Origin of the sequence: Pseudomonas fluorescens (assembly GCF_030344995.1) — a bacterium.
GTDB classification, from domain to species: domain Bacteria; phylum Pseudomonadota; class Gammaproteobacteria; order Pseudomonadales; family Pseudomonadaceae; genus Aquipseudomonas; species Aquipseudomonas fluorescens_BF.
This window is the reverse complement of sequence record NZ_CP128260.1, coordinates 1,175,528-1,193,216: the sequence shown is the minus strand read 5'-3', so window position 1 is coordinate 1,193,216 and position 17,689 is coordinate 1,175,528. Positions and strand designations below refer to the sequence as shown.

The 17,689-nt window shown below is 58.5% G+C and carries 16 protein-coding genes and 2 tRNA genes; 1 reads left to right on the top strand and 17 read right to left on the bottom strand.

The features are described 5' to 3' along the window. Positions 1-39 precede the first annotated feature (39 nt). From rpsO to rlmE, 14 genes are all read right to left on the bottom strand, one after another. Positions 40-309: a 30S ribosomal protein S15 gene (gene rpsO, locus QR290_RS05280; RefSeq protein ID WP_011332409.1), complete on the bottom strand. Its 270-nt coding sequence runs from the start codon at positions 307-309 to the stop codon at positions 40-42. A gap of 141 nt (positions 310-450) precedes the next feature. Continuing rightward, positions 451-1,368, bottom strand: coding sequence for a tRNA pseudouridine(55) synthase TruB (gene truB, locus QR290_RS05275; RefSeq protein WP_007953739.1), 918 nt, complete (start codon positions 1,366-1,368; stop codon positions 451-453). A 4-nt stretch (positions 1,369-1,372) separates the two neighbouring features. Further along, complete coding sequence (gene rbfA / locus QR290_RS05270; protein WP_007953741.1) at positions 1,373-1,774, bottom strand: 30S ribosome-binding factor RbfA; 402 nt, start codon at positions 1,772-1,774, stop codon at positions 1,373-1,375. Between the two features lie 159 nt (positions 1,775-1,933). Then, positions 1,934-4,450: a translation initiation factor IF-2 gene (gene infB / locus QR290_RS05265; protein ID WP_289204490.1), complete on the bottom strand. Its 2,517-nt coding sequence runs from the start codon at positions 4,448-4,450 to the stop codon at positions 1,934-1,936. A 27-nt stretch (positions 4,451-4,477) separates the two neighbouring features. Continuing rightward, a complete protein-coding gene (gene nusA, locus QR290_RS05260) occupies positions 4,478-5,959 on the bottom strand; it encodes a transcription termination factor NusA (protein ID WP_003221546.1) in 1,482 nt (493 codons plus the stop codon). Positions 5,960-6,006: 47 nt separating this feature from the next. Further along, complete coding sequence (gene rimP, locus QR290_RS05255) at positions 6,007-6,465, bottom strand: ribosome maturation factor RimP (RefSeq protein WP_039769696.1); 459 nt, start codon at positions 6,463-6,465, stop codon at positions 6,007-6,009. A 138-nt stretch (positions 6,466-6,603) separates the two neighbouring features. Then, positions 6,604-6,680, bottom strand: a tRNA-Met gene (locus tag QR290_RS05250). A gap of 97 nt (positions 6,681-6,777) precedes the next feature. Further along, positions 6,778-6,863: transfer RNA gene (locus tag QR290_RS05245), tRNA-Leu, on the bottom strand. 22 nt (positions 6,864-6,885) lie between these two features. Then, entirely contained in the window at positions 6,886-7,269 is a 384-nt protein-coding gene (gene secG / locus QR290_RS05240; protein WP_011332406.1) for a preprotein translocase subunit SecG, read from the bottom strand. Positions 7,270-7,273: 4 nt separating this feature from the next. After that, positions 7,274-8,029 carry a triose-phosphate isomerase gene (tpiA, locus tag QR290_RS05235; RefSeq protein WP_007953744.1) on the bottom strand — a complete coding sequence of 252 codons (756 nt, stop codon included), beginning with the start codon at positions 8,027-8,029 and terminating at the stop codon, positions 7,274-7,276. A gap of 65 nt (positions 8,030-8,094) precedes the next feature. After that, complete coding sequence (gene glmM / locus QR290_RS05230; protein WP_115076510.1) at positions 8,095-9,432, bottom strand: phosphoglucosamine mutase; 1,338 nt, start codon at positions 9,430-9,432, stop codon at positions 8,095-8,097. 16 nt (positions 9,433-9,448) lie between these two features. Beyond that, complete coding sequence (folP, locus tag QR290_RS05225; protein ID WP_289204489.1) at positions 9,449-10,300, bottom strand: dihydropteroate synthase; 852 nt, start codon at positions 10,298-10,300, stop codon at positions 9,449-9,451. An 8-nt stretch (positions 10,301-10,308) separates the two neighbouring features. After that, complete coding sequence (ftsH, locus tag QR290_RS05220; RefSeq protein ID WP_011332403.1) at positions 10,309-12,216, bottom strand: ATP-dependent zinc metalloprotease FtsH; 1,908 nt, start codon at positions 12,214-12,216, stop codon at positions 10,309-10,311. Positions 12,217-12,418: 202 nt separating this feature from the next. Next, positions 12,419-13,048, bottom strand: coding sequence for a 23S rRNA (uridine(2552)-2'-O)-methyltransferase RlmE (gene rlmE / locus QR290_RS05215; protein WP_007953751.1), 630 nt, complete (start codon positions 13,046-13,048; stop codon positions 12,419-12,421). A 101-nt stretch (positions 13,049-13,149) separates the two neighbouring features. Here rlmE and QR290_RS05210 point away from each other — a divergent pair, with 101 nt between their 5' ends. Next, positions 13,150-13,458: a YhbY family RNA-binding protein gene (locus QR290_RS05210; protein ID WP_011332401.1), complete on the top strand. Its 309-nt coding sequence runs from the start codon at positions 13,150-13,152 to the stop codon at positions 13,456-13,458. A 9-nt stretch (positions 13,459-13,467) separates the two neighbouring features. Here the strand turns inward: QR290_RS05210 and QR290_RS05205 are convergent, their stop codons facing one another. Genes QR290_RS05205 through carB form a run of 3 tightly spaced genes read right to left on the bottom strand, consistent with a single transcriptional unit; the run spans position 13,468 to position 17,595 of the window. Beyond that, positions 13,468-13,872 (bottom strand): hypothetical protein, encoded by a 405-nt coding sequence (locus QR290_RS05205; protein ID WP_007953755.1) that lies wholly within the window; start codon positions 13,870-13,872, stop codon positions 13,468-13,470. Positions 13,873-13,900: 28 nt separating this feature from the next. Next, on the bottom strand, positions 13,901-14,377 hold the full coding sequence (gene greA / locus QR290_RS05200) for a transcription elongation factor GreA (RefSeq protein ID WP_007953757.1): 477 nt from the start codon (positions 14,375-14,377) through the stop codon (positions 13,901-13,903). After that, positions 14,374-17,595 carry a carbamoyl-phosphate synthase large subunit gene (gene carB, locus QR290_RS05195; protein WP_007953758.1) on the bottom strand — a complete coding sequence of 1,074 codons (3,222 nt, stop codon included), beginning with the start codon at positions 17,593-17,595 and terminating at the stop codon, positions 14,374-14,376. The genes greA and carB overlap by 4 nt, the downstream gene beginning before the upstream one ends. Between the last annotated feature and the right edge of the window lie 94 nt (positions 17,596-17,689).

The window sequence follows — 17,689 nt, the reverse complement described above, 5'->3', positions numbered from 1 at the left end:
ACGTCTGACAGACAACCAACCTCATAGCGCAATCGCTGATTAGCGACGCAGACCCAGGCGAGCGATCAGAGCGCTGTAACGGCTCACGTCCTTGCCTTTCAGGTAGTCCAGCAGCTTGCGACGCTGGTTAACCATGCGGATCAGACCACGACGGGAGTGGTGGTCTTTACCGTTGGCCTTGAAGTGACCTTGCAGTTTGTTGATGTTGGCGGTCAGCAGTGCAACTTGCACTTCTGGCGAACCAGTATCACCAACAGCTTGCTGGTAGTCGGCAACGATTTGAGCTTTTTCTTGAACGTCGAGAGCCATGAGGCAATCCTTTTATCAGGAAACTGTTTCAAAAACAGTTTCAACAGGCCAGGGACAAATCCCTGTATCTATAAATGAGTAGTGACCGTGCCTGTTGACAGCCACACTCGCCGGCCTGCTGTTACACAGACCGGTTTCCGGTCATTCTGACCGAATCAGTCGACGCGGCGCGATGCGCCCGTCTTCGCTCACTTCACCGATACCGATGAAGCGACCGTTGTGATCCTGTACCCGCACCATGCCGAACTTCGGAGCATCCGGGGCGCGTACCGGCTGGCCGTTGAGCCAGTAGAACGCGCTCGCTTCCGAGAACTGCAGCAACGGCCAATCCTGCAGGCCGCTGTCCGATGGCATCAGGAAGCGGTCGACCGCTTCGTTGCCGCCTTCGGCATGTACCGCTTCCAGCTCTTCGAGGGTCACGGTCTGCGCCAGGGTGAAAGGCCCGGCCTGGGTACGACGCAGTTCAGCGACGTACGCACCACAACCGAGTTGCTCACCGATATCCTCCACCAGGGTGCGAATATAGGTGCCCTTGCTGCAATCCACCGCAAGACGCGCAGTATCGCCTTCGAAGGCCAGCAATTCCAAGCGCGCAATAGTAACAGAACGCGGTTCGCGCTCCACTACTTCGCCTGCACGGGCCAACTTGTACAGCGGCTGGCCATCACGCTTGAGAGCCGAGTACATCGGCGGTATCTGACTGATTTGCCCGCGAAATTTCGGCAGAACGGCTTCAATGTCGGCCTGACCAACGGTCACCGGACGCTCCTGCAAAACCTCACCTTCGGCGTCCGCCGTCGTGGTGGTCTTGCCCAGTTGCGCCAGAGTTTCGTAACCCTTGTCGGAATCGAGCAGGTACTGCGAGAACTTGGTCGCCTCGCCAAAGCACAACGGCAGAACGCCGGTGGCCAGTGGGTCGAGACTGCCGGTGTGACCGGCCTTCTCGGCGTTGAGCAACCAGCGAACCTTCTGCAATGCGGCGTTGGAGGTGAACCCCAGCGGTTTGTCGAGCAGGATGATGCCGCTGACGTTACGACGGATACGTTTGACCTGAGCCACCGAGTTACTCCTTGGTGTCTTCGGGTTCTGCCGCAGCCACGTGCTGATTGTCCTCAGCCACGGCGCGCTCGATCAGGGCCGACAGGTGCGCACCCCGCACGACGCTTTCGTCGTAGTGGAAGTGCAATTGCGGCACGCTGCGCAGCTTCATTTCACGGGCCAGCTGCATGCGCAGGAAACCGGCGGCTGCGTTGAGCACCTTGATGCTTTGCGCGATGTCTTCGGCGTTGTCTTGCCCCATTACGGTGATGAAGATCTTCGCGTGACCGACGTCACGGCTGACTTCCACAGCGGTAATGGTGACCAGGCCGACGCGCGGGTCTTTGACTTCACGACGGATCAGCTGGGCCAGCTCACGCTGCATCTGATCGCCGATACGTTGGGTACGGCTGTATTCTTTTGCCATGATTTGTTACCTGTTACTGCCCCGCGGTGAAACCCGCAAGGTCTGAAAGCGGCAAACGCCCGGCCTGACAAAAGCCAGACCGGGCGTTGCGTTTAGAGTCCTGACGCCGTGCCGCGCACTTGCATGCGGCGGCCCGACGTGGCCCTTGAAGTGCGCGAGTCAGAGGCTGCGAGCAACCTGAACCTTCTCGAAGACTTCGATCTTGTCGCCGACTTTGACGTCGTTGTAGCTCTTCACGCCGATACCGCATTCCATGCCGGCACGTACTTCGGAAGCGTCATCCTTGAAGCGGCGCAGGGATTCCAGCTCGCCTTCGAAGATAACGATGTCTTCACGCAGTACACGGATCGGACGGTTACGGTGAACAGTACCCTCGATCACCATGCAGCCGGCGATGGCGCCGAACTTAGGCGAACGGAATACGTCACGGACTTCGGCCACACCGAGGATGTTCTCGCGAACATCGCTGCCAAGCATACCGGTCAGGGCTTTCTTGACGTCTTCGATGATGTCGTAGATCACGTTGTAGTAACGCATGTCCAGACCTTCCTGCTCGACGATCTTCCGTGCGCCGGCATCGGCACGCACGTTGAAGCCGAACAGTACAGCGTTGGAAGCCAGTGCCAGGTTGGCATCGGATTCGGTGATACCACCGACGCCGCCACCGACCACACGCACTTGCACTTCGTCGTTGCCCAGGCCGTTCAGAGCGCCCTGCAAGGCTTCCAGCGAACCACGGACGTCGGATTTGAGGACGATGTTGAGCGTCTTCTTCTCTTCCTGACCCATGCTTTCGAAGATGTTTTCCAGCTTGCCGGCATGAGCACGAGCCAGTTTGACTTCGCGGAATTTGCCTTGACGGAACAGAGCCACTTCACGGGCTTTCTTCTCGTCGGCAACCACGCTCATCTCGTCGCCAGCGTCAGGCGTACCGTCCAGGCCGAGGATCTCGACCGGAATGGCCGGGCCCGCTTCCTTGATCGGCTTGCCGTTCTCGTCGAGCATGGCGCGCACGCGGCCATAGTTCGAGCCGACCAGCACCATGTCGCCTTGACGCAGCGTACCGTCCTGAACCAGAACGGTCGCCACTGGGCCACGGCCCTTGTCGAGGCGCGATTCAACCACGACACCACGGCCAGGAGCCGATGGAGTGGCAGTCAGCTCGAGAACTTCGGCCTGCAGCAATACAGCTTCAAGCAGTTCGTCGACGCCGGTACCCATCTTCGCGGAGACCGGAACGAATGGAGTATCACCACCCCAGTCTTCAGAGGTCACGCCGTGGGCCGACAACTCGCTACGGATGCGATCGAGATCAGCGCCCGGCTTGTCGATCTTGTTCACCGCAACTACCAGCGGAACGCCAGCAGCAACAGCGTGCTGAACAGCTTCGATGGTTTGTGGCATCACGCCGTCGTCCGCCGCAACCACCAGGATCACGATGTCGGTCGCCTTGGCACCACGGGCACGCATGGCGGTAAACGCGGCGTGACCAGGGGTGTCGAGGAAGGTGACCATGCCGCGTTCGGTTTCAACGTGGTATGCACCGATGTGCTGGGTGATACCGCCGGCTTCGCCAGCAGCTACCTTGGCACGACGGATGTAGTCGAGCAGCGAGGTCTTACCGTGGTCAACGTGACCCATTACGGTCACGACCGGCGCACGAGGAACCGCTTCACCTTCGAACTTCAGGGACTCGGCCAAGGAATCTTCCAGGGCGGTGTCGCTGACCAGGGTCACTTTGTGGCCCAGTTCTTCGGCTACCAGTTGAGCAGTTTCCTGATCAAGCACCTGGTTGATGGTCGCTGGAGTACCCAGTTTGAACATGAACTTGATGATTTCGGCAGCCTTCACCGACATCTGCTGAGCGAGATCGCCAACAGTGATGGTTTCGCCGATCTTCACTTCACGCACGACAGGGCCGGTCGGGCTCTGGAAACCGTGAGCGTTGCGCTTTTTCAGCTTGGCCTTGCCGCGACCGCCGCGACGGAAGCCATCGCTTTCTTCGTCGGTAGTGCGTGGCGCCACACGTGGAGCGGGAGCCTTTTCCTTGACCGATGCGCGATGCGGAGCGTTTTTGCGCTCGCCATCACCACCGCCACGACGGTTGTTGTCGTCGGCACGTGGTTTGTCCGGACGGCGCTGTTCGTCACGCTTGCGAGTGTCGGCAGCTGGCGCAGCAGCCACAACCGGCGCGGCTTCGCGCACAGGTTCGGCCACTGGCGCAAGAGCAGCGACGGCTTCGGCAGGAGCGGACGGCGCAGCAGGCTGGCGACGCGCTTCTTCTTCGGCGCGCACACGGGCTTCTTCTTCAGCCTTCTGACGGGCAGCATTTTCTACTGCGCGACGTTCATCCAGTTCACGCTTGCGCTCGGCTTCGATTTCTTCCGGGCTACGCTGTACGAAAACTTTCTTCTTGCGGACTTCAACGCTGATGCTTTTGCTGCCAGCAACACGCAGGGTGCTGGTGGTTTTACGCTGCAGCGTGATCTTGCGTGGTTCTTCCACTTTCGCCTTGTGGCTGCTTTTCAAGTGGGTCAGCAGGGATTGCTTCTCACTGTCAGTCACATTTTCTTCGGCGGCGGTGTGCGGCAGACCTGCCTCACGCATCTGCTGCAACAGGCGCTCTACCGGTGTTTTGACCTCATCGGCCAGTTGTTTCACCGTGACTTGCGTCATGCACTTCTCTCCTCAGGCCGCGCCTAATTACTCGAACCAGTGGGCTCGGGCGGCCATGATCAACTTGCCGGCACGATCATCGTCAATGCCGTCGATGTCGAGCAGGTCGTCAATAGACTGCTCGGCCAGGTCTTCGCGGGTAATTACGCCGCGCACCGCCAGTTCCATCGCCAAATCCTTGTCCATACCCTCAAGCGAGAGCAGGTCTTCGGCCGGATGGGCGTCTGCCAGCTTTTCCTCAGTAGCGATGGCTTTGGTCAACAAGCGATCCTTGGCACGAGCGCGAAGCTCGTTGACGATGTCTTCGTCAAAGCCGTCGATGTTAAGCATTTCTTCCAACGGTACGTAGGCAATCTCTTCCAGGCTGGTGAAGCCTTCGTCTACCAGCACCTGAGCCAGTTCTTCGTCGACTTCCAGCTCGTCGATGAAGTTGCGCAGGATGTCGCCGGTTTCCGCTTGCTGCTTAGCCTGGATGTCCGATTCGGTCATCACGTTCAGGGTCCAGCCAGTCAGCTGGCTCGCCAGACGCACGTTCTGACCACCACGACCGATGGCCTGAGCCAGATTGTCTGCGCCAACAGCGATGTCCATGGCATGGGCATCTTCGTCAACGATGATGGCCGCCACTTCTGCCGGCGACATGGCATTGATCACGAACTGGGCCGGGTTGTCGTCCCACAGGACGATGTCGACACGCTCGCCACCCAACTCGCCCGACACGGCCTGGACGCGCGAACCGCGCATACCGATGCACGCGCCTTGCGGGTCGATGCGTTTGTCCTTGGAGCGGACAGCGATCTTGGCACGCGAACCCGGATCACGGGATGCGGCCATGACTTCGATCAGACCTTCAGCGATTTCCGGCACCTCGATACGGAACAGCTCGATCAGCATTTCCGGCGCGGTACGCGACAGGATCAGCTGAGGGCCGCGGTTCTCGGTGCGGATTTCCTTGAGCAGCGCACGCAGACGCACGCCGACACGGAAGGTTTCGCGAGAGATGATGTCTTCACGGGCCAGCAACGCTTCAGCGTTATTACCCAGGTCGACGATCACGTTGTCGCGGGTCACTTTCTTCACGGTGCCGGAGATGATTTCCCCCAGGCGCTCGCGATAAGCGTCAACCACTTGAGCGCGCTCGGCTTCGCGCACTTTCTGCACGATGACCTGCTTGGCGGTCTGCGCAGCGATGCGGCCGAACTCGATGGACTCGATCTTTTCTTCAACGACGTCGCCAACCTTGGCGCCGGGATGCGTTTCAGCAACCTTGCTCGGCCAGGTTTCGATGGCCGGATCATCGAGATCATTCTCTTCGACGACCGTCCAGCGACGGAAAGTTTCGTAAGAACCGGTGTGGCGGTTGATTTCCACACGCAGATCAACTTCGTCTTCAAAACGCTTTTTGGTAGCAGTGGCCAGAGCCAGCTCCAGCGCTTCAAAAATCACGCTTGCCGGTACACCCTTTTCATTGGATACCGACTCAACAACCAGCAGTACTTCTTTGCTCATCGTACGCCTCGCCTTTCGCAAGCCATTGGATCCGCGGGATCCGCGTCTCAGTCAAAACTGGGAATAATGTTGGCCTTGTCGATCATATCGATCGGCAACAGGAACTCATGGTCATCTACCTGCACCACGACGTCCTGCTCTTCTACACCGCGCAGAAGGCCCTGAAAGTTGCGTCGACCTTCAAAAGGCGAGCGCAGCTTGATCTTCACTTGTTCACCGACATATTTGGCAAACTGCTCAAGAGTGAACAGTGGGCGTTCCATGCCTGGCGAGGAAACTTCAAGGGTGTATTCAACGGAGATCGGATCTTCAACATCCAGCACACCGCTGATCTGACGGCTGACGATGGCGCAATCGTCCACCAGTACGCCGCCTTCCTTATCGATATAAACGCGCAACATTGAGTGGCGACCTTGAGCCGAAAACTCAATACCCCAGCATTCATAGCCTAGGGCCACGACCACCGGGGCCAGCAAGGCCTGCAACTCTTCTAGCTTGCTCGACACCTGAACCCCCTCGTGCATGTATGTGCATGCTATGCAAAATAAAAAAATGGGCGAAACGCCCATCCTTGAAACGCCGTCGAACAGCGGCGTTGAAAGTGTCCAGCTAACAAAAAGCCCCTTAAAAGGGGCTCCTTAAACTGGTTGCGGGGGCCGGATTTGAACCGACGACCTTCGGGTTATGAGCCCGACGAGCTACCAGACTGCTCCACCCCGCGACAAAGCTGGGGCGGAAGTATACGACCGATCCCTTTTAGGGTCAATGTAACCTTCCACCTGCAAGAAAGCCCGCAACAGCGGGCTCTCCTGACTAATTGGTACCGAGAAGGGGACTCGAACCCCTACACCCTATGGGCACAACCACCTCAAGGTTGCGTGTCTACCAATTCCACCACCTCGGCAATACTACGTTTGAAACCCTTCTTACTTCTGCTCTTGAGCTGGAGGCACGTCAGTCGCTGGAGTAGCCGACTTTTGCTCTTGAAGCACCGGGACATCATCAGAAGCCGGTTGTTGCTTTGGAACTTCCAACACTGCCGGGTTTGGCAAACCTGCTTGAGTCAGCTGATGAGCCTTCTCTTTAGCAAAGTATCCTAACCCCAAGCTGGTTATGAAGAAACCGGCGGCAAGTATAGCAGTAAACTTACTAAGAAAGGTAGAGGAACCTTGGCTTCCGAACACAGTATTTGAAGCACCTGCTCCGAAAGACGCGCCAGCGTCCGCACCTTTACCCTGCTGCAGCAAAACCAGAGCAACTACGCCCAATGCACCCAGCAGATGAAAAACGACTACGACTGTTTCCAGCATTTTTTCAGTTTCCCGCGGCGCGACAGATCGCACCGAACTCATCTGCATTCAGGGAAGCTCCACCAATGAGCCCCCCATCGATATCCGGCATGCCGAACAGTTCGACCGCATTGGCCGCCTTCACGCTGCCGCCGTATAGAAGCCGCACACCCCGTGCCACTTCAGAATTCTCTGCCGCCAACTGCTCGCGAATGGCTTTATGCACATCCTGAGCCTGTTGCGGCGTTGCAGTCAGCCCGGTACCAATCGCCCAGACCGGCTCGTAAGCGATCACTGCATTGGCAAAAGCACCGACACCCAGCTCCTCTATGATACTGCCCAGCTGACGCCCGACAACTTCAAGAGTCTTTCCGGCCTCTCGTTGCTCCAGGGTCTCCCCCACACACAACACCGGAATCAAGCCACATGCCTGTGCCGCTGCGAACTTGCGATTCAGCATTCCGTCTCGCTCGCCCATGATCTGGCGGCGTTCGGAGTGCCCGACAAGCACCAGGGAACAACCTGCATCCACCAACTGACTCGGCGCAATCTCGCCCGTCAACGCACCCTGCATGGATTCCACCGCAGAGTTCTGCGCACCGACCGAAATCGATTTGCCTTTCAAGCCATCAATCACTTGATTGATATACAAGCAAGGCGGGAATACCGCGACATCAACACCGCTTGGCAAGGCCAGATGACGAAGGCCGTTGATCAGCTCAGCGACGCTGGCGCGGGTACCGTGCATCTTCCAGTTACCAGCTACCATAGGGCGACGCATGCTGTACCTCGTCGGTCAAAGTGGGCGCAGATGTTACCCAACACAATCATGGCTGGCAAGCCGAATCAGGCAGAAACTTCAGTTACCAGTTTTGCCAGTTCTTCGGCATAGCCACGAACCTGGGTTTCGTCCTCGCCTTCGACCATCACTCGCACCAGAGGCTCTGTTCCGGACTTGCGCAAAAGCACACGACCACGACCCGCCATCGCCTGGGTTACGCGCGCACTCGCTTCCTTGACAGCCGGATGTTCCAGCGGGCTTTCGCCACCACCGAAACGCACATTGATCAGCACCTGCGGACACTTGCGCAGCGCCTGGCGAGTTTGAGCAAGCCCCTCGTTACGCGTCTTCAGTGCCATCAGCACCTGCAAAGCCGCAATGATCGCATCACCCGTGGTGGTGTGATTGAAGCACACGACATGCCCCGAGTTCTCGCCACCGACCAGCCAGTTACGCTCCAGCAGTTCGGCGATTACATAGCGGTCACCGACATTGGCGCGCACGAAAGGAATACCCAAGTCTGCGAGCGCGAGCTCAAGCCCGAGGTTACTCATCAAGGTACCGACAACACCGCCCTGCAACTTGCCGCGCTCATGCAGATCGCGCGCAATGATGTACAACAGCTCGTCACCATCAACAATCGCACCAGTGTGGTCGACCATCAGCACCCGGTCACCATCGCCGTCGAAGGCGATACCCAGATCCGCATGTTCGGACAACACCGCCGCCTGCAATTGCCCCATATGCGTGGAGCCGCAGTTGTCATTGATGTTCAGGCCGTTAGGCTGCGCCGACAAAACGACGACCTCGGCACCCAGCTCACGGAAAACACTCGGCGCAACCTTATAGGTGGCACCGTGTGCGCAGTCGATGACGATCTTCAGGCCGGAGAAACTGGTACCGGTCGGCACGGAGCTCTTGCAGAACTCGATATAGCGACCGGACGCATCATTGATTCGCGACACCTTGCCGATCTTGCTCGACTCGACAACGGTCATTGGCGTATCGAGCAACTCCTCGATCATCAGCTCCAGCTCATCAGGCAGCTTGGTGCCCTTGCCGGAGAAGAACTTGATACCGTTATCGTCATGCGGATTGTGCGATGCGCTGATTACGATCCCGGCTTCAGCCTGGAACGTACGCGACAAATAGGCGATGGCTGGAGTCGGCATCGGGCCGAGCAGCATTACATCGGCTCCCGCAGATGTCAGACCAGCCTCAAGGGCCGATTCAAACATGTAGCCGGAAATCCGCGTGTCCTTGCCGACCAGCACCTTGCAGGCACCCATCTTGCGAAAGGCCATACCGGCAGCCCAACCGAGCTTGAGCATGAAGTCCGGAGTGATCGGGTATTCCCCGACACGACCACGAATGCCGTCAGTACCAAAGTATTTCTTGCTCATAAGTGCTCCATCATTCTTATTCGGCTGATTCCACGGCCGCGAGCATTCGCACCACGTCCACCGTTTCCGCCACGTCATGGACGCGCAATATACGCGCACCTTTCACCGATGCCAGTGCAGCCAGTGCCAGACCACCGTAAAGACGCTCACCCACAGGGCGATTCAATGCATGACCGATCATGCTTTTGCGCGAAACGCCCACCAACAGTGGCCGCCCCAGCGCATGCAGGGCTTCCATATGCTTGAACAAGCTTAGATTGTGCTGCAGGGTTTTGGCGAAGCCGAATCCCGGATCGAGAATGATCCGCTCGGCAGGAATGCCTGCCACCTCACACTTAGCCATGCGTTCGGCAAGAAACTCACCCACCTCCCGGGTGACATCCTGATAACGCGGATCGTCCTGCATATCACCAGGCTCGCCGAGCATATGCATAAGGCATACAGGCAGCCCCGTGGCAGCAGCAGCATCCAGCGCACCATCGCGCCGTAGCGAACGAACGTCGTTGATCAAGCCGGCACCTAACCGAGCCGTCTCGCGCATGACCGCCGGAGTGGATGTATCGACCGATATGACCACATCCAGTTCGCGACTGATCAGCTCGACGACGGGAGCGACACGCTCCAGCTCCTCCAATGGAGAAACCGCCCGCGCGCCTGGTCGGGTCGACTCTCCGCCCACATCGATCAGTGTCGCGCCCGCCGCAACCATGGCTTCGGCATGACGCAAGGCCGCGTCGAGCTGACTGTATCTGCCGCCATCGGAAAAAGAATCGGGGGTGACATTGAGAATGCCCATGACATGCGTCCGGGCCAAATCAAGAACCCGGTTGCCGAAAGGCAACCGGGTCAGGGACTGTACAGAAGTCATTTCAAACCTTAAACGTCGGCAGCCGGACCGCCAATCGGTGTTTCCGGACGCTCGCCCTGAATGACAGGTGGCGTGCCAGTACCGGTGCCGCCCGACCAGTCGCGAGGCTCGCGAGGTGTACGACCGGCCATGATGTCGTCGATCTGTTCGGCATCGATCGTCTCGTACTTCATCAGGGCGTCCGCCATGGCATCGAGCTTGTCGCGGTTGTCCGTGAGGATCTGCTTGGCCGTGCCGTAGCACTGGTCGATGATGCTACGCACTTCGGAGTCGATCAGCTTGGCAGTCTCACCGGAGAAGCTTGCATTCTGACCGCCACCGCCGCGACCGAGGAATACTTCACCCTCTTCTTCGGCGTACATCAAAGGACCAAGTTTTTCCGACAGGCCCCACTTGGTCACCATATTCCGCGCAATCTGACTCGCGCGCATGATGTCGTTGGAAGCACCAGTAGTCACACCGTCGAAGCCCAAAGTCATCTCTTCGGCGATACGGCCGCCGTACAGCGAGCAGATCTGACTGATCAGCGCACGCTTGGACAGGCTGTAGCGATCTTCTTCCGGCAGGAACATGGTCACACCCAGCGCACGACCGCGCGGGATGATCGATACCTTGTAGACCGGATCATGCTCGGGCACGACGCGACCAACAATGGCATGGCCTGCTTCGTGATAAGCGGTGTTCTGCTTTTCCTTCTCGGACATGACCATGGATTTGCGCTCGGCGCCCATCATGATCTTGTCTTTGGCCAGTTCGAATTCTTTCATCTCGACGATGCGTTTGCCGGCACGGGCAGCGAACAGCGAAGCCTCGTTGACCAGGTTGGCCAGGTCAGCACCGGAGAAGCCCGGAGTACCACGCGCAATAACGGCAGGGGCAACGTCATCACCCATTGGCACTTTACGCATGTGAACCTTGAGGATCTGCTCGCGACCACGGATGTCCGGCAGACCAACCACCACCTGACGGTCGAAACGACCAGGACGCAGCAAAGCAGGGTCCAGCACGTCAGGGCGGTTGGTCGCGGCGATGACGATGATGCCGTCATTCATTTCAAAACCGTCCATCTCCACCAGCAACTGGTTGAGAGTCTGTTCGCGCTCGTCGTGACCGCCACCCATGCCGGCGCCACGATGGCGACCAACGGCGTCGATCTCGTCGATGAAGATAATGCACGGAGCGTGTTTCTTGGCCTGTTCGAACATGTCACGAACGCGGCTGGCGCCGACACCGACGAACATTTCAACGAAGTCGGAACCGGAAATGGTGAAGAACGGCACTTTGGCTTCGCCAGCAATCGCCTTGGCCAGCAAGGTTTTACCGGTACCCGGAGGACCGACCATCAACACGCCGCGAGGAATGCGGCCGCCCAGGCGCTGGAACTTGCCCGGATCACGGAGGAATTCAACCAGCTCGCCAACTTCTTCCTTGGCTTCGTCGCAACCGGCAACGTCCGCCAGGGTAGTTTTCACCTGATCTTCGGACAGCAGACGCGCCTTGCTCTTGCCAAAGCTCATCGGCCCGCCCTTGCCGCCCGCACCGCCCTGCATCTGGCGCATGAAGAACATGAACACCGCGATGATCACCAGGATCGGGAAGCTGGCCACCAGAAGCTGGGTCCAGATGCTTTGCTGCTCAGGCTGCTTGCCTTCGACCACAACGTGGTTGTCGACCAGATCGCCGATCAGGCCATTGTCCTGGATTGCCGGACGAATGGTCTTGAAGCTGTCACCATCGTTGCGCTTGCCGGTAATCACGTAGCCGTCGACGGCCACGCGCTCGACCTTGCCATCCTTGACCTGCTGGATGAAGTCGGAATAGTTGAGGGTCTGCGGCTCGTTAGGGCTGGAGAAGTTGTTCATCACCGTCACCAGGACAGCCGCGATGATCAACCACAGGATCAGATTCTTTGCCATATCGTTCAATTAACTACCCTCTGAAGCAAGCTCCGCTACTGGCGCGCGCTTCGCATGATATTCACCGGCCTAACTTACTACATTACCTACAGCTCTGGCAGGCGCCGTCTGTAACCCTTTGTGAAACACTTTCTACACAATATTCGCTTATGCGCGCGGGGCGAAATACGAAAAACCTATCACCCCGCCAAAAAACCTCGTTTTACTCGCTACGACCTCGATAGCCCCAAGCCAGCATGTACTGCTCGCGAGAGCTGCCACGAGAGGAGTCCGGCTTGATCATCTGGATCTTGTCGAACTTCTTGCGAGCATCCTTCAGGTAAACATCGAACCCTTCACCCTGAAAAATCTTGATCACGAAATTGCCACCCGGCTTGAGTATCCGTTCCGCCAGATCAAGCGCCAGCTCGCAAAGGAACATGGCTTTTGGCATGTCCACTTCAGGCGTACCACTCATATTGGGGGCCATATCGGAAATCACAAGGTCCACCTGCGAATTACCCACAGCCTCAAGGATCTGAGCGAGCACTGCATCCTCAGTGAAGTCACCCTGGATGAAAGTCACGTCCGGAATGCTGTCCATTTCCAGGATGTCCGAGGCGATCAGTCGCCCCTGACCACCGATCAGCCGGCTGGTGACCTGCGACCAGCCGCCAGGCGCCGCGCCGAGGTCGACGACGTTCATGCCCGGACGGATCAGTTTGTATTTCTCCTGGATCTCCAGAAGCTTGTAACTCGCACGCGAGCGGTAGCCATCCTTCTGCGCTTGCTTCACATAGGGATCATTGACATGTCTTTTCAGCCAACCAAGGCTTGTCTTGGAACGCGCCATTGGGCACCTCGTTGATTAGGGTCGTGATTAATTGGGCGGATCCACGAGCCCTCGGGTAAAATGGCCGCCATTTTACAGAATCCAGACGAAAGGGTCAGATTATGCCGCTCACTCCAGAGCAGAAGAAACAGTACAAATCCATTGGCCACCACCTGAAACCAGTTCTGACGGTGGCTGACAACGGTTTGACTGAGGGTGTTTTAGCCGAACTCGAACGCGCATTGGCGGATCACGAGCTGATCAAGATCAAGCTCAACATCCTCGATCGCGAGGCGCGCCTGGCGTCCGTTGCAGAGCTGTGCAAGGTCGGCAAGGCCGATCTGGTTCAAGTCATCGGCAAGATGGCACTGATTTACCGCAAGAACTTCAGCGTCAACAAGCAGCTGTCGAACGTCCATCGCTTCAAGTGATGGCCAGGGTCAAGGGTGTGCTTCGCGCACCCTGCCACTCCATCCCGGCACCGGCTGCAATACCAGCACCAGCCCGGAAAAACCCAATACAAGAAAGCTGAACACCTGCCAGCGCTGAGCATCCGGCCAGCCGACACGCACTGCGACAAACATCGCACACGCATACAACGCCATCAGCAACACCTGCCCGCGAAAATCCCGCCACAGACTGGCAAGGCCCTCGGCCTGTACCAGCACCAAAGCCTGAAATATCACACACGCGACGGCAAAACCCACCACCGCCACTTCAAACGTACTTGCAACTTCATCGATCAGCAGCGGTGCCAGGCCGATTTGACCCAGCACCGGCCGCAGACCGAGATGTACCAGCCACAAGCCGCCGACCCACAACATCTGGGCCAGCTGCCAGAGCATCGCGCCCGCATGGAGCGGGCGCCCGCCCTCAGATGTGACGGACTTCGACAATCTCATACTCGATATCGCCGCCCGGCGTTTTCACGACGACCGTATCGCCCTCTTCCTTGGCAATCAAGGCGCGAGCGATCGGCGAGCCGACGGAAATCTTGCCGAGCTTGATGTCCGCCTCATCCTCACCCACGATCTGGTAAGTCACGCTTTCATCAGTCTCGACGTTGGCGATTTCGACGGTAGTGCCGAAAATCACTTTGCCGGTGTGCGGAATGGTCGTCACATCGATGATCACCGCGTTCTGCAGGCGACCTTCGATATCACGGATCCGCGCCTCGACCATGCCCTGCTGTTCGCGCGCGGCATGGTATTCAGCGTTTTCTTTCAAGTCACCCAACTCGCGGGCCGTACCGATGTCCTGGCTGAGCTTCGGACGAACGACCTTGGTCAGGTGAGCATGCTCTTCTTCCAGGGCTTTGGAGCCCTGGACGGTCATTGGGTATTTATTCATGCCTTCAATCCTGCGTGTAGATCCTGCAAGCGGCGCACGGTCTTCTCGGGACCGAACTTCAGCGCTTCACAGATAGCTTCGCCAGCAGCAATGGTGGTGGTGCAGTAGATCTTGTGCTGCAAGGCGTTACGGCGAATGGAATAGGAATCGGCGATCGACTGGCGACCTTCGGTGGTGTTGATGATCAGGGTGACTTCGTCATTCTTGATCATGTCGACCACGTGCGGACGACCCTCGGTCACCTTGTTCACGCGACGCACTTTCAGACCCGCGGCTTCGATCAGCTTGGCAGTGCCGGCAGTGGCGACGACTTCGAAGCCCAAGTTGATCAGATCACGGGCCACGCCTGCAACCAGTGGCTTGTCATCGTCGCGCACGCTGATGAATGCGGTACCGCCGGTCGGCAGCACTTCGCTGGCGCCCATCTGGGCTTTGGCAAAGGCTTCGCCGAAGGTGTCGCCGACGCCCATCACTTCACCGGTCGACTTCATCTCCGGGCCGAGGATCGGGTCAACGCCAGGGAACTTGGCGAACGGGAACACCGCCTCTTTCACGCTGTAGAAGTTCGGGATGATTTCCTTGGTGAAGCCGATTTCCTTCAGGGTTTTACCAGCCATCACGCGAGCCGCGATCATCGCCAGGGAAACACCGATGCACTTCGACACGAACGGTACGGTACGGGAAGCACGCGGGTTGACTTCGATGACGTAGATGTCTTCGCCTTGCAGTGCCAACTGAACGTTCATCAGGCCGACCACGCCCAGTTCCAGGGCCATTTTCTTGACCTGTTCGCGCATCTCGTCCTGGATGTGCGCCGGCAGCGAGTACGGCGGCAGCGAGCACGCGGAGTCACCGGAGTGAACGCCCGCCTGTTCGATGTGCTGCATGATCGCGCCGATCACTACGTCCTTGCCGTCGCAGACCGCATCCACGTCCATCTCGATGGCGCAGTTGAGGAAGTGGTCGAGCAGCACCGGGCTGTCGTTCGACACTTGCACCGCGTCACGCAGGTAACGCTTGAGCTCTTCTTCCTTGTAGACGATTTCCATCGCCCGGCCGCCCAGTACGTAGGACGGACGCACCACCAGCGGGTAACCGATCTTCGCAGCAGCACGAACAGCTTCGTCTTCGCTGCGCACGGTGGCGTTTGGCGGCTGACGCAGGTTCAGACGCTCAACCATTTGCTGGAAGCGCTCACGGTCTTCGGCACGGTCGATGGCGTCAGGGCTGGTGCCGATGATCGGCACGCCGGCTGCTTCCAGGGCACGAGCCAGCTTCAGAGGTGTCTGGCCGCCGTACTGGACGATCACGCCTTTCGGCTTCTCGACGCGGCAGATTTCCAGCACGTCTTCCAGAGTCACCGGTTCGAAGTACAGGCGATCGGAAGTGTCGTAGTCAGTGGAAACGGTTTCCGGGTTGCAGTTGACCATGATGGTCTCGTAACCGTCATCGCGCAGCGCCAGTGCCGCATGTACGCAGCAGTAGTCGAACTCGATGCCCTGACCGATACGGTTCGGGCCACCGCCAAGGATGATGATCTTGTCGCGACCGGACGGCGCGGCTTCGCACTCTTCCTCATAGGTCGAGTACAGGTAGGCGGTGTCGGTGGCGAACTCGGCCGCGCAGGTGTCGACGCGCTTGTAGACCGGGAACACTTCCAGCTTGTGGCGGTGAGTACGCAGGTTTTTCTCGGTGACGCCCAGCAGCTTGGCCAGACGCTGGTCGGAGAAACCTTTGCGCTTGAGCTTGTACATCAGGTCGCGGTCGATAGCTGACAGACCGAGGGTCTTGACCTTCTCTTCGTCCTTGATCAGATCTTCGATCTGTACCAGGAACCACGGGTCGATCATGTTCATGCCGAAGATTTCTTCGACGGTCATGCCGGCGCGGAAGGCGTCCGCCACGTACCAGATACGCTCGGCGCCCGGCACGGTCAGTTCGCGCTTGAGCACACTCATGCTTTCCGGGTTGCTCAGATCGACCTTCTCGTCCAGACCGCAAACACCCACTTCCAGACCGCGCAGGGCTTTCTGCAGGGATTCCTGGAAGGTACGGCCGATGGCCATGACTTCACCGACCGACTTCATCTGAGTGGTCAGGCGCGCGTCAGCATTGGCGAACTTCTCGAAGGCGAAGCGCGGCAGCTTGGTCACGACGTAGTCGATGGATGGCTCGAAGGACGCCGGGGTACGGCCGCCGGTGATGTCGTTCTGCAGTTCGTCGAGGGTGTAACCGACTGCCAGCTTTGCGGCGATCTTGGCGATCGGGAAACCGGTGGCTTTCGAGGCCAGAGCCGACGAGCGGGACACACGCGGGTTCATTTCGATCACGACCATGCGGCCGGTGTCCGGGCAGATACCGAACTGAACGTTGGAACCGCCGGTCTCGACGCCGATCTCGCGCAGTACCGCCAGCGAGGCGTTACGCAGGATCTGGTATTCCTTGTCGGTCAGGGTCTGGGCCGGGGCAACAGTGATCGAGTCACCGGTGTGCACGCCCATCGGGTCGAAGTTTTCGATCGAGCAGACGATGATGCAGTTGTCCTTTTTGTCGCGGACAACCTCCATTTCATATTCTTTCCAGCCGATCAGGGATTCGTCGATCAGCAGCTCTTTGGTTGGCGACAGGTCCAGACCACGGGCGCAGATTTCTTCGAATTCTTCACGGTTGTAAGCGATACCGCCACCGGTGCCGCCCATGGTGAAGGACGGACGGATGATGCACGGGAAGCCCAGGCGCTCGAGCACCGCGTTGGCTTCTTCCATGCTATGGGCGATACCGGAACGCGGGCATTCCAGGCCGATGGCTTTCATCGCCTTGTCGAAACGCGAACGGTCTTCAGCCTTGTCGATGGTGTCAGCGTTGGCGCCGATCATCTCTACGCCGAACTTCTCCAGAACGCCTTCGCGCTCCAGGTCCAGGGCGCAGTTCAGAGCAGTCTGGCCGCCCATGGTTGGCAGCACGGCATCCGGACGCTCTTTTTCGATGATCTTGGCAACGGTCTGCCACTTGATCGGCTCGATGTAGGTGGCGTCGGCCATGTCCGGGTCGGTCATGATGGTGGCCGGGTTGGAGTTCACCAGGATGACGCGGTAACCCTCTTCGCGCAGGGCCTTACAGGCTTGGGCGCCGGAGTAGTCGAATTCGCAGGCCTGGCCGATAACGATCGGGCCAGCGCCGAGAATCAGGATGCTTTTAATGTCTGTACGTTTTGGCATGGGTTTGTCACTCAAATCCGCAGGTCAGTCGGCAAGCCGTCTTGATCGATTTCTGAAGTCCCGAGGGGGCCGCCGGTTCCGGGGCCGCCCTCGA